The 12,365-nt window shown below is 52.9% G+C and carries 14 protein-coding genes and 3 pseudogenes; 1 reads left to right on the top strand and 16 read right to left on the bottom strand.

The features are described 5' to 3' along the window. Positions 1–226 precede the first annotated feature (226 nt). The 11 genes and pseudogenes from H6A20_RS12570 to H6A20_RS12520 form a co-directional block, all read right to left on the bottom strand. Entirely contained in the window at positions 227–505 is a 279-nt protein-coding gene (locus H6A20_RS12570; protein ID WP_204907452.1) for an AP2/ERF family transcription factor, read from the bottom strand. 71 nt (positions 506–576) lie between these two features. Next, positions 577–1,332 carry an IS21-like element helper ATPase IstB gene (istB, locus tag H6A20_RS12565; RefSeq protein WP_207750416.1) on the bottom strand — a complete coding sequence of 252 codons (756 nt, stop codon included), beginning with the start codon at positions 1,330–1,332 and terminating at the stop codon, positions 577–579. Next, a complete protein-coding gene (locus H6A20_RS12560; protein ID WP_204907451.1) occupies positions 1,329–1,535 on the bottom strand; it encodes a hypothetical protein in 207 nt (68 codons plus the stop codon). Before H6A20_RS12560 ends, istB begins: the two co-directional genes overlap by 4 nt. Before the next feature lie 113 nt (positions 1,536–1,648). Beyond that, complete coding sequence (gene istA / locus H6A20_RS12555; RefSeq protein WP_204907450.1) at positions 1,649–2,662, bottom strand: IS21 family transposase; 1,014 nt, start codon at positions 2,660–2,662, stop codon at positions 1,649–1,651. A gap of 268 nt (positions 2,663–2,930) precedes the next feature. Then, the gene (locus tag H6A20_RS12550) at positions 2,931–3,935 is read right to left on the bottom strand and encodes a helix-turn-helix transcriptional regulator (protein WP_204907449.1); all 1,005 of its coding nucleotides are present in this window, start codon (positions 3,933–3,935) and stop codon (positions 2,931–2,933) included. Between the two features lie 59 nt (positions 3,936–3,994). Then, positions 3,995–4,984: an Rpn family recombination-promoting nuclease/putative transposase gene (locus tag H6A20_RS12545; RefSeq protein ID WP_204907448.1), complete on the bottom strand. Its 990-nt coding sequence runs from the start codon at positions 4,982–4,984 to the stop codon at positions 3,995–3,997. A 208-nt stretch (positions 4,985–5,192) separates the two neighbouring features. Then, positions 5,193–5,954 (bottom strand): hypothetical protein, encoded by a 762-nt coding sequence (locus tag H6A20_RS12540; RefSeq protein ID WP_204907447.1) that lies wholly within the window; start codon positions 5,952–5,954, stop codon positions 5,193–5,195. A gap of 272 nt (positions 5,955–6,226) precedes the next feature. Continuing rightward, positions 6,227–7,293: pseudogene (locus tag H6A20_RS12535) on the bottom strand (phage major capsid protein); the annotation flags it as partial. A gap of 14 nt (positions 7,294–7,307) precedes the next feature. Then, positions 7,308–8,036: a head maturation protease, ClpP-related gene (locus tag H6A20_RS12530; protein ID WP_204907446.1), complete on the bottom strand. Its 729-nt coding sequence runs from the start codon at positions 8,034–8,036 to the stop codon at positions 7,308–7,310. A gap of 97 nt (positions 8,037–8,133) precedes the next feature. Next, positions 8,134–8,352, bottom strand: a pseudogene (locus tag H6A20_RS13630) (phage portal protein); the annotation flags it as partial. An 87-nt stretch (positions 8,353–8,439) separates the two neighbouring features. Beyond that, complete coding sequence (locus tag H6A20_RS12520; protein ID WP_204907444.1) at positions 8,440–8,772, bottom strand: winged helix-turn-helix transcriptional regulator; 333 nt, start codon at positions 8,770–8,772, stop codon at positions 8,440–8,442. Positions 8,773–8,898: 126 nt separating this feature from the next. Here H6A20_RS12520 and H6A20_RS12515 point away from each other — a divergent pair, with 126 nt between their 5' ends. After that, on the top strand, positions 8,899–9,465 hold the full coding sequence (locus H6A20_RS12515; RefSeq protein WP_204907443.1) for a flavin reductase family protein: 567 nt from the start codon (positions 8,899–8,901) through the stop codon (positions 9,463–9,465). A gap of 7 nt (positions 9,466–9,472) precedes the next feature. Here the strand turns inward: H6A20_RS12515 and H6A20_RS12510 are convergent. The 5 genes and pseudogenes from H6A20_RS12510 to H6A20_RS12490 form a co-directional block, all read right to left on the bottom strand. After that, positions 9,473–9,883 (bottom strand): annotated as a pseudogene (locus tag H6A20_RS12510) (terminase TerL endonuclease subunit); the annotation flags it as partial. Positions 9,884–10,127: 244 nt separating this feature from the next. Then, complete coding sequence (locus H6A20_RS12505) at positions 10,128–10,832, bottom strand: hypothetical protein (protein ID WP_204907442.1); 705 nt, start codon at positions 10,830–10,832, stop codon at positions 10,128–10,130. After that, positions 10,724–11,365, bottom strand: coding sequence for a hypothetical protein (locus H6A20_RS12500; protein ID WP_204907441.1), 642 nt, complete (start codon positions 11,363–11,365; stop codon positions 10,724–10,726). Before H6A20_RS12500 ends, H6A20_RS12505 begins: the two co-directional genes overlap by 109 nt. After that, positions 11,362–11,508, bottom strand: a complete 147-nt coding sequence (locus tag H6A20_RS12495) for a hypothetical protein (protein WP_204907440.1) — start codon at positions 11,506–11,508, stop codon at positions 11,362–11,364. The genes H6A20_RS12500 and H6A20_RS12495 overlap by 4 nt, the downstream gene beginning before the upstream one ends. A 201-nt stretch (positions 11,509–11,709) precedes the next feature. Continuing rightward, a partial coding sequence (locus H6A20_RS12490; RefSeq protein WP_476739011.1) for a nuclease/transposase family protein occupies positions 11,710–12,365 on the bottom strand: 656 nt, incomplete at its 5' end.

The raw sequence follows: 12,365 nt of genomic DNA, 5'->3' as shown, positions 1-12,365 counted from the left end.
GTATTTGTCAAGTGTTTTTTGATTTTTAATATAAAAAAGCAGAATATGCATTTCTACATATTCCACTCTTTTCACTCTGAGATGATTATCCTTATCTTAATGACATTGGTCGTTAGCCATCTTTTTCTCTTTTTAGAGGATAAATTTCAGGGGCAGATGTGACTCATGCGAGTCACGTCTGCCCCTGATTTAGACTATCTATTTCCCGACAGCCCCTTTCTATATCCTATTCCTGCCGGATCACAAACTCGCCGCCCACCTTCTCCACATCAAAGGTCAGCGGGTTTTCCCTGGCCCAGGCAGGATCCCGGTCCGCATGCTCCTTCCACTGATGCCAGGCTTTCAGAAAGCCTTCATAAAGAACCTGTTCCGCCGCCACGCGCGCCTGCACCGCCTCGTCGAACGTGCCGAACGTACCGAGCCAGTACCGGGTCTGCTTGAAGCCAATGCATGCCTTGTACTTCCCGTTCTTTGTGTGATACACGCCGCGGATGTTTTTTGTCAAGTACTTTTCCTTAAAAAAAGCGTCGGAATTCCCTTTTTTCAGCAAGGGATTTTCCTTGCTTTCAGCGGGCATCATGCATCCCTGCGCATGAGGGCATGCTCCATTCGGTAGCTTTTCCCCTCGAAGATCAGCAAATGTCCGTGATGGACAAGCCGGTCGATCATCGCCGCCGCCATCTGGTCATCCGTAAAGATACCTCCCCATTTAGAGAATTCCAGATTGGTTGTCAGGATCAGGCTCTTGCTCTCATAACTGTCAGATATAACGCGAAACAACAGCTGGGATCCATCCTTATCAACAGGTACATATCCCCATTCGTCCAGTATGAGCAGGTCAAGGCTGCGCAGATCCCGAAGAAGACGCTCCAGCGTCCCGTTTTTCCGGGATTCCGCAAGCTTCAGCACAAGTTCTGTTACAGTATAAAACTTCGTCTTGTAACCGAGATTGCAGGCTTTTACACCAGCCGCGATTGCCATATGAGTTTTACCGATGCCCACCGGGCCATAAAGCACAAGATTCTTTTTCCCTGGGACAAACTCAAGGGTTTCCAGTTCCTCCCTGCCGAATGCAGGAGGAAACTTTATGCAGTGATAGCTGTAACCCTCAAAGGTCTTATAGGTTGGAAACCCAGCCCGCTTGATCAGACGTTTTCGTCGGTTTTCATCCCGGAGAATCAATTCTGCCTGCAGCAGTTCCAGAATAAACTCCAGCTGCTTCTGTGTCCCTTTTTCCCGGCAGATTTCTGAGATCCTGCCTGAAAGGAAGAGTTGTCGGCTTGCTCCGAGGATCTGTGTACAGAAATCTTCTTTCATCTTCGGTGTCATCATGAAACAGTGCCTCCTTCCTTCAGGAACATATCATCATATACTGCAAGGGATGGACCTGTCTCCGGCGGTGTATAAATACCATATCCGGTGATCCTTGCGGCAAGCACGGAAGCATCACAGATGTTAATGCTGCCCCTCGTACAGGCCATCTCCATAGCGCTGGCCGCTGCCTGGAAGCCGTATTGATTGGTCAGTTCATTCATGATCCGCAGGCAATCCTTCAGTTTCTCTTTCGGTTGGGCATCCATGTAAGCTCTCAGGGCATCCGGAGTTTCACTGCGCAGCCCGCTGTTTCCCCATGCCCCGGAGTTTTTCATCAGGACAGCCAGCGTGGTACTGTAATCACTGACATCCGTGCGGTTATCTCCGTAAGCACGCCGGTGAGTCGTGATGACCTGTCCGCCTTCAGCCATTCATACCGACAGACATCGAACCGTTTTGGCGGCAGCATCAGGAGGGCTTTCCTGTCTTCTTCAAACAATTCCCTGATAGGGACCTGTTTCTTATAATGGAGTTCAGATGCCTTCTTTTCATGGCGGGCAAGCAGCTTCTGGTTGTACTTCTCTATTTCATTGAAATGCGGGACCGGAACAAACAGGTTCGCACGGTTATAATCAACCTTGCGCTCCACATTTCCTTTCTCCCAGCCGGAATAGGGATTGCAGAAGCGCACCCGGAAGTGATAATGGGCACGAAAACGGGAAAAAAGTTCCGATTCATGGATTGCGTCACCGATCCGCCGCCCGACACCGGTTGCATTGTCAAAGATCAGTAATGGCGGTACGCCGCCGATAAATTCAAAGATATCCTGCAGCCCCTGGCAGACACACTCTGCGGTTTCTCCGCCGAACACCTGGCTGTATCCATCATTGCTGTAGGGGAACGATACGGTCAGATATTTCTTGCGGCAGAGTTTCCCTGCCTCATAAAAGTCTGCTTCCCCGAAATCAACTTGTGCCGGTCCGGGATCCCAGATCAGTTCCAGGTTTGCTTTCTCAGTTTGGATGGAACGGCATTTTTTCATGTAGCGCTGGACGATGCTGTAACTCCCGGTATAGCCATGTTCCTCTACAAGACGCTCATAGACTCTTTGTGCGGTATGATGCTGCTTGCGCCAATGTTTCTTGTCTTCGTCCAGCCATTCCTGGATGATGGGTTTGAAGGGATCCAGCTTGGATTGCTTCTCCAGGATAATGGGCGGCTGCGGTGAGAAGTCATCCTGTGCAAGGTACTTGCGTATCGTTTTGGGATCAGCACCTGTTTTTTTCGAAATTTCACTGATCCGGTATCCACAATTGCTCAAGTCTTTGATATGATTGATTTGGGACATAGTGAGCATCTTCCTTTCCTCCTCTATCTTTGGTGGTTCTTAGATAAAGGATAAATATAGTGTAAAGGGGATTCAATATGTCCCGCTTTAATTAGGGAATTTCCCTTGCTTTTTTCAGGGAATTCTGACGCTTTTTTTCGGTAAATTTAGTGTATCATAAACACGCGGAACCCGCTCGTATTGTCCCTGCGGTACTTCCGCTTCTCCAGGATCTCGACTGCTGTGCGCAGGAGCTGCCTGGATCTTTATAAATATCAGTACGCCTGTCCTATATCTGCCGTGCTCCGCCGTACTGCCGCAGGAGCCTTTCCCCCTCCTTTTTCATCTGCTCTGCCACGGACTTCGGTCCCAGGATCTTCACCTGCTCGCCCAGGGAGAAGATCCAGCCCAGGAACTGGCTGCTGACCATGACGGTCACATGGGCGGTGAAATGCCCTTCGTCCGCCGGGACCATCATGACGGATTTCCCGAACCGGTCGATGATCACGCCGGCCAGGCTGTTGTCCACCAGGAGTTTTACATGCTCCTCCTTCCCGCCGAACATGCCGAAGCTTTTCCTTGCATACTCCGCCATGTCCAGCTTCCGGAACCGCTCCCTGCCCTCTCTTGGCTCGTCTGTCATCCGGATGTGGAGCATCTTGTCCACCCGGTAGTGGCGGATGTCCCCTGCCTCCGCGTCGTATCCGACCAGGTAGTAGTTCTCGCTGTCCCAGGACAGGCCCCAGGGACTGACGTGATACCAGGCGCCGTCCCGCCGCAGCACCATTTCTTTTTTTACATTCCACTGGTAATACTGAAAACGGATCTGGCGGTTCCCGGCGATCGCGTTGTGGATCGTATCCACTGCGTAGTAGATGCTCTCGTTCATGGTCTTGATCCGCCCGGACACATAGACCTGGCGCTGCAGGCGCATGGCTTCATGCCGGCTGACCAGCTTCTCCAGCTTCCGGATGAGCGCGTTGGTCTTTTTTTCTGTGATGAACCGGGAGGACTGGATCGCGTCCACAAGGAGCTTCAGCTCCGGGAGCTCGAAGGGGCGGGATACTACGTGGTAATGGTACCCCCTCCCGGCTGGCTCCCCCTCCACCTCGATGCCCAGCTCCTCCAGGTCCCGCAGGTCCTGGTAGATGCTCCGGCGGTCCGCCGTGATCTCATAGCGCCCCAGCGCCTCCATGATCTCCGGCATGGTGATGTAGTGCCCGTCATCCGTCTGCTCCAGCATGATCTGCGCCAGACGGTACAGTTTGAATTTCTGGTTTGTTCCTTTTGGCATGGGTTGTCTCTCCTTTGCCCCAATAGGGACAGTACAACAATTCTCCCGGCATGTCCGCTCTATCCCAAGATCTTACGCACCTCCCCGGGCGTAAGTCCGGCCTCTTCCGCGATCTCCTCCGGTGTCTTTCCACTGGCGGACAGGCAGAAGACCTTTCTGGCAAGGGCTATGCCCGCTTCTCTCCCTTCTTCTCTCCCTTCTTCTCGTCCTTCCTGCATCGCATGCTGATACATCTGTTCCAGTGCCTGACACATATTTACCTTGTCCCCCTTTCTCAGATCTTCCACTCTTTTCAGTCCTTTCTCCGCATTCAAAAAGCTGCACAGCGCCTGGTATGTTTCTACATCCACACTGCTGAAATAGGCTTCGTTCTTTCGGATATAGTCCTGCAGCTCCTTCTCTTTGTCCCTATATTTTAGCATGCCCAGTACCTGTTGTAAATCTTCCGAAAGTCTTTGCAGTTCCGCTTCTTCCATGTGCCCCGCATCAATGAGGTTCATAGTATAGTTTGGGATATATTTCTGCAGGGCAGCCCTGAATTCCCCGTCTGCGCCGGGCAGAAACATCTCATACAGATCTTTCGCCCCGTCCCACTTCTTTTCGTCATAATAAAAAACAAGGGTGAGAACCGGGCAGATGTGATCTCTCCTGCGAAAGCCGGACAGGAATTCCTCTGCGCTCAGGTCGCCTCCCGTCCCTCTGTCTCCGGCATGCTGCCTCCACAATTCCCTGATCTGGTCCGCATAGGTAAGTCCGTCATACAGCATGCAGCGTACGGGCATGGCATAATGAACCTTGTTCTGCGACTCGCATGCCAGGATTGCCAGGTCTGCGCCTCCCTTCCAGCGTTTTACGATATCCCTCCTCCTTCCGATGGCCTTTGTCCTTCCTTTTTTGTCCCCAACCAGGATATCTGTCTCCCGGTCCAGGTTTTCCAGATCTTCCGGTCTTATGACCTGCCGGCCGTCAAACAGATAGCCGTTGTACAGGCTGGCAAATCTGTGGTTATTTTCCAGCCACTGATTGACCGCTGCATTTGCTTTTCCCATAGGCGAAGCCTCCTGTCTGTATTCTTTTTCATCAAACTTTGGGTATCTCCGGCTGAAACGCCTGGAAACTCTGTCCGGACTTCAGAAGGTTCAGAAGGAACATGTCCGGGAAGTTGATGTGAGATCATCATACCACGCGGCGGATCAAATGGCAATGGCAGAAACATAAAACAGGCAGCCGCTCCGGCTGCCTGTCGCACGTGTTTATTTATTCACTTTTCTTTTTCCGGCTCTTCCGCATCAGAAGCGCGGCGCCGCCGCTGCATGCTGCAGCCGCGAACAGCAAGCCCCATACAGACAGAGGCGCTGTATCGCCGGTCTTCGCTGCGTCTTTCGCATCTGCCGGCTGATCCTGCGTTGGACCGGCCTCCGGCTGCAGTTCCACCGCCCGGTACCGGCCTTTCGGCAGGTTGGAGATGGTCTTTTGGGCAGCGGCGTCCCCGTTGGCGCCGTACAGCGTGAGGATCAGCGGGGCGCCCTCTTTCTTTCCTTCGCTGTAGACCTGTACGCTCTCCCAGTCTTGGCCGGCCCCTGCGGACCTCTGGATCAGGAAGCTGGCCTCCCAGTCTTTCCCGCTTTGCCCTGCTTCCGGGCGGGTGCGGTAGGCGTTGCCGCTGTCTTCCCAGTTCTTTTTCACCGTCAGGGCCGACGTCTGCAGGCCGTTGTAGACGGTCCTGTCATTTAGATCGTAGGAATTTTCATTTCCCGGGCAGGCCGGCGCCAGCAGGCTGTCCGTGTATTTGTATGTCCAGGAACTGCCGTCTGGTGCCGGATCGGTCTGTACGCTGATCTTCACCTCTTGTTCACCCGGCATCTGATAGGAGATGGCCGTCTCCACGATGCGGTACCGGATCTTCAAAGCCGTTCCGTCCTGACTCTTGATACATGCGGGCAGATCCTTGAATTTGACTGTTTTCCAGTCTTCATTGACGCGCCCGGACACAGTCTGCTCAAATGTGTAACTGCCCATCACTGCGGTATAGTCTCTGGGTCCAGCTTCTCTTTCAGGAGTTCGGCTGCAGGTCGCCATGTCAGGGATGAAGCTGCAGTCCCGCCTTCAGAGGATATGGCTGCCTGAAGCGCAAACGTCACAGAGATATCGCACCCCAGGTAGTCCTTTGTAACGGCGGTCCCGTCGCTGTTCACCCAGTCTTTTGTCAGGGAGGTTTCCGTCTTCAGCGAATTAGTCAGCGTCCCGACGTCGATCGTTCCATTCTGATCCGCCCCGGACACAGCCGGCGTCCTGCCGCTGGAGGGAGACACCTGATAGATCGCTTCCCCTACCGTCTTTGCATCCGCTGCGATGGCAGGCATATAGGCAGAAGTCCTCACCGGCTTTCCAAGGAGCAGGTCAGGTGCACCGGCAGTCAGGGAAGGCTGCCACAGGTACTGGCCCTGATTGTCCTTCAGCTTGCGGATGGCCTTGATGGTGGAGTCGTTTAACACCCACACGGCATTTCTGCGGTAAGGTGCGCCTTCAGGGAGTAGAACAGGTCGATCAGCTCATCGGCAGTGATGGCCGTGGCAGATGCCGCAGTCACCCCGGTTTCCGCTCCGCCGGTGGCTGCCAGCACACCCAGAGGCTTGCCGGAACCGTCACCGGTAAAGAAGGCCTCTTCCTCCTTAGCGCCGATGCGGCGGGCAAACTCACGGGAGATGTATGCCTCCAGATCAAAGACGCTGTCATTCAGCAGCTCTTCCGATACCTTGATCATGGTGCCCACCTTATAAGCCCCGATAGAAACCTGACCGAAGGAATCATCGCTCTCCAGATACGCCCCTTCCTCATCAATCCAGGAAGCAGTGCCCTTGGTGGCCACCACAGGGATCTTTCTGTCACCGCTGGAGGTGCGGATCACCTTGGCCAGCTGACGGAAGACATTCTCTTCCTCCAGAGCCTCCACCAGGGTGCGCTCGTACTCATCCGGCACCAGATACCCGCCCTCAGAGTCCGTGCCGATCTGCAGGGCATTGACCACCTGGGGCATGGGAGTCTTGGAACGCATCATGTTCCAGAAATTCTGGCGGTACTCATCGGCAGCTCGTCCGGTCTTTGCGGTCTCCCTGCCGTTTAAGGGCTTTCCGGTCAGAGGCTGATTTACCGGAAGGTTTAACTGGGCATCCAGCGCTTCACGGCGTTCCATGCGGGAGATTTCCTTGCCCAGGTCGGTGATTTCCTGCTCCATACGGGTATAGGCGGCATCGTCCTCTGCAGACAGTACACCCTTGTCATTTCTGTGGGAGTCTAAAAACGCCTTTGCCGCTTCCCACGCCTTTGCTCTCTTTTCTCTAAGCTCTAAAATAGTCATCGTCGAAATCCTCCTTAATTCTTCAATAAATCAAGCCGCTCGTAGAGACTGTCTACGCTGCGGCCTGCAGGTTCAGTTTTCGGTTTTGTAGCACACTTTGCTGCGATCTTATCCATCAGGGAATTCACCACAGCGGCCTTGGAATAAAGCATGGTGACTGCTGGCGGCTCCACAGCCTCCGGCAGGTCAGCCCTTCCAAGAATCCCGTCGACAAAGCCAAGCTCCACCGCCTTGTGGGCATCCATCCAGGTCTCCGCATCCATGAGATGGGAGAGCTTCGCACGGGAAAGTCCCGTCTTGATCTCATAGGCATTGATGATAGAATCCTTCACGCTTGCCAGCATTTCAATGGCCTTCTGCATTTCAGCAGTATCACCCCATGCGATGGTGGCCGGGTTATGGATCATTATCATTCCAACCGGAGAGATCAGCACCTGCGTGCCTGCCATCGCAATGACGGAGGCCGCACTGGCGGCAATGCCGTCAATCTTTACCGTCACATCTCCCTTGTAGTCCATCAGCATATTGTAGATTTGTGCTGCCGCCACGCAGTCGCCGCCGGGGCTGTTGATCCAAACGATAATGTCGCCGGAGCCAGCCATCAGTTCCTCCTTGAAAAGCTGCGGCGTAATGTCGTCATCAAACCAGCTTTCCTCGGCGATGGTGCCGTTCAGGAACAGCGTCCGTTCCGCCGGAGCTGTCTCCGTCGCTGCCTGGTTCTTCCACTTCCAGAACTTCTTCATCGGGATTTTCCTCCTTTCCGTCATCGTTCGGTTGTGTATCTGCAAAAGCACCCGCATTGCCAAGCGGGAGCATATTGCCGTTGATAAGGTAGAGATCGCCGCCATCCTCTTTGTAGCGGTAGAGATGCAGCGGCAGACCCGCCACAGCCTCCGCCAGGATACGGACGCAGGAATACACCGCCGTCATCTGCATGGCGGACCGTTCATTGACACGCTTGCCAGCAGAGCTTCCTCCAAAGAAAAAGCTGTAGGCGCTACCTGTAGTGCGGTTCTGGGGCTTATCCCTGGAACGGAAAAGCCCGGAAAAGATACCCATCTCGAATCACCATCCTTCCTGAAAATAGGCATAAGAAAAGCACCTACCTTTCGATAGATGCTTAGAATACTTTTAAGCTAAAAGGAATTATTCCCTGTTTTCCTCTCCCCATGTGCAGAGCTGGTCTAAAATTTTCATTAGAGACTTTCCCCGATTACTAAGAGAGTACTCTACTTTCGGCGGAATTTGCGGATACTCTTTTCGCTCTATGAGACGAGCCGATTCTAACTCTTTCAGATTTGTGCTTAAAGTCTTATCGGATATATTTCCCAGATAGCGTTTCAATTCATTGAAGCGCACGATCTCAAATTCCATCAAACAGTAGAGAATCACCATTTTATGTTTTCCTGAAATTAGCGACATGGTATAGCTGAATCCAGTATCCTCAAAATTCGCATTCTCAATGTAGTTACGAATCATTATTACACTTCCTTTTTAGATAGTACCTTTCTTTAATATCAGTACTTGAATTTTTTTTGCTACTGGTTATAATTATAAAGGAAGGCACCGTATGTGTCAATCTTTCAAAAAAGCGAGGCAAGCAGCATGAGAAAAGAATTGAAAATTACTGAGGGTATTTTCCCCATGCCTGTTCTGATGGTAGCCACCTACAACGAGGACGGAACTGTAAACGTGATGAATGCCGCCTGGGGAACGATGCAAGAGCGAGATACCGTAGCTTTAAACCTGACTGAAAGCCACAAGACCGTAAAGAATATCAAGGCTCGTGGCGGATTTACCGTCAGCATCGCCGATGCCGCCCACGTTGTAGAGGCTGACTACTTTGGCGTTGTTTCTGGTAACAAGGTTTCGGATAAATTGAGCCAGGCAGGTCTCACTGCGACAAAAGCGGAGACGATAGATGCCCCTGTAATTAATGAGTTTCCCCTTTGTCTGGAATGCAAATTCATCGAGTATCAGAGCAACGAGTACGGGTGCGGTGTAATTGGTAAAGTTATAAAAGTCACTGCCGACGAAAGTGTCCTTCGGGATGACAAGCTGGATATGTCCCTGGTGAATGCTATTGCATTTGACCCCTATACACACGGCTATTACAAGGTAACTGACCGTGTAGGTGAAGCCTTTAAAGACGGCTTAAAATTGAAAAAATAAAATCGTATTAAATGAACAGCAATCCTCTGCTGTCATAGACTGATTCATTGGTGTCGTTGCCACATCGTATCGCCCGGTCAAGGGCCATGATAGTGGCAACGGCACCATCTATTTTTTCTGTGGATTTTTCCTTATCCGCTTTGATATTGCCCGCCGGGTCGGTACGGATGAAGATGTTATCCATCATCCACCGCAGCACTGGGTGCCCGCCGTGGGCGATTTTCTCCTCCAGCACCAGCTTCATCAGTTCTTTGGTAGGAGGACTCATATCCTTAAAGCCCTGTCCAAAGGGAACCACGGTAAAGCCCATCCCTTCCAGGTTCTGTACCATCTGTACCGCACCCCAGCGGTCGAAGGCAATTTCCCGGATGTTGTATTGTTCACCCAGCTGCTCGATGAATTTCTCAATGTAGCCGTATTTGGACAGAGCAAAGGCAATCGGCAAAAAGTACAACAAGGAATGCTAAACTCTCTTCCCCTGGGGCCACACTCTGGCTCCGGGGGATTTTTGTACTCTCACACGATTTACACAATCGCACGATAAATCGTTAAAAGGTGAACACCCCCAATCAGCGGCACCTGTGTTTCTCATCGGTCGGCACACCAGTGCCCGACAGGAAACAAACATTAAAAAAGAGCCTTCATCCCGGAAAGTCCTTGTATTAAGCCGCTTTGCGGGATGAAAACCCTCTATGTGATTGTATCATATCTATGCAATTAGCATCATATACGATCTCCCGGTCCACCGTGGCCGGATCGTCCGCGCTGCCGGATGTATTCTCTACCGTGTGGGTCATGACAAAAGAGCCGTCTTCCCCCATCAGGTTTTCCGCGTCTCCGGGAATCGTCTCGCCTGGTATATCCTGGTACACGCCGGTCTCTACCCAGCGGTACGCAAGTTCGCGTCCCTGCGCGTCGTATCTGGGCACGGTGGCCGCGCCTGTGTTGATGAGGTGCTCGGACCGGAAGTTGCCCATGACAAGCGTCTCATCCGTATCCTCCCAGGCGGCGTCCTCGTCCCCGGCGGGACGTGACTGCAGGCGCAGCTCTACCGCCGCGTCCTCAAAGTCTGCCTGGAAGGCGGCCGCTTTCCATTCTTTGCTCGCCTTTACGGTCACGGTCTCATTGTAGCGGTTGGACAGCACGCCCGTGTTGTACACGAAATGATCGCCGGCCTTGCGCAGGTTGTCCTGCGCGCCGTCTCCCCGCTCGCCGTCTTCGTTGACCAACTGGGTCTGCGGGTCTCCGTTCCCGTCTGTTACTGTGTCCTCATAGGTCTCGTAGGGACTGCCATCCCCTTCCGTAAGCTTCCCGAACACCTGGCTGTAATTGCCTGCGTTCGTCCCCTCCAGGTATTCCCGGACCACGTAGATGTACCGGCCGCCGTCGTATAATCCTGCCCCGCCCGGTACCGCCACAGCTCAAAGGTAGCCTCCGGGCGCGCGGTGCCCTCCGGTTCCAGCCACTCTTTTGTCGCCGTGAAGTCTGTCTGGCCCGCCAGGGTCAGCAGGATCTTGCCGCCGTCATATACTTCCGTCGTAATGGCTCCGAAGTTGGGGACGCCGGTGTTGTCAAAGATGATCTTATAGGTGATCCTGGATCCGTCCAGGTTGAATTTGCGCACGGTGCAGGTCATCTCGGCGCTGCTTATGCCGGAAGTGATCTCAGGCTTTTTCCAATCCACTTCTCCAAAAGGCACATCCGTGACGCCGGTGGCCGCATGGCCCTGCAGGCGGAACTGGCTGTTGACCGCCTCTGCAAAAAGCTCCGTATTGCTGGATTTGTCTCCGTCCCGCATCTCCACCGTGATGGTGAAGTCTGTCGTCAGCACGAAGTACCAGCCGCATTTGGCCGGATCTCCCCCAAGGAGAGGGTAATCCTCGATATTTTCCTCTGTCACGTCAAAAATTCATACCCGGCTGCCGCGTCCGGATCCATGCCAAACTTCCAGCTAACGCCTTCCTCTGCCGGCAGGTCCGCCGCCAGCATCAGGGAAACAAGCCGGGCTCCCAGGCTTTTCCGATGTTCTTTCTTCCTTTTCATTTGCAGAAAACCCTCCTTATATATGGATCTTACGCCTGTACAGGCACAGTTCGAGTCATTATAAATCATATAATTACAGCATATTGTTATAAAAATGTCAATTTTTGACAGATTTTCCACTTTCACACAACGAAAAACGTATCAAAAAAGCGCCGCTCAATCATCTGCTCTGATGATGGAACAGCGCCCTGCATGATCCGTTTACTTTCCCTCCTGCGGTTCCTCTGCTGCGCACATATCTATGATCTCCCGGATCCGCTCCTCTGGCTCATCCAGAACTTCCGCAATCTCTGAGATGCTCATTCCTCTGGACAGATTTTTCTGCACCAGCCTGCGCAGCAACTGCTCTTCACCCTGACGCCTGCCTTTCTCGATCCCGGCCTCGCGCTCCTGCTGCATATGCCTCTCCTGATCGTACTCAAATATACTCATCGCTCTCGCCTCCGCCCTGTGCTCCATCAGGAAGTCCTTAAGCACACCTTCCCTGATGCATTCATCCATCGCGCGGTCCACTGCCTCCGGGAGCCCCATTGTCTCCGTGTAGATCCGGATCCTGTCCGTATATATGGCATACTCTCCCAGCGTCCTGCAGGCTTCCTTCAGCTTCTGATTGTTGCTCCCGGAAATGTTGAGGAGCGTGGCGTTAAGCTCCAGCTTCGGCTGCCCCTCCTGCACGCTGTACATGTCGGACAGTTTCAGGGTCTGCCGCTCCGGCATCTCATCTTTCCCGTTATAAAAGATAAGAAATTCCGGCGCCGGGATCTGTATGATCGTCTCTCCGTACAGGTTCTCTTTCACAGTCATCCTGGAATACAGATGCGAAATATAAAGCAGAAACCGCAGCGGGAGATTCGGGT

Source organism: Mordavella massiliensis, from assembly GCF_016901695.1.
GTDB classification, from domain to species: domain Bacteria; phylum Bacillota; class Clostridia; order Lachnospirales; family Lachnospiraceae; genus Claveliimonas; species Claveliimonas massiliensis_A.
Note: the sequence above shows the minus strand (reverse complement) of the source record. Positions and strands in the feature narration are given on the sequence as shown.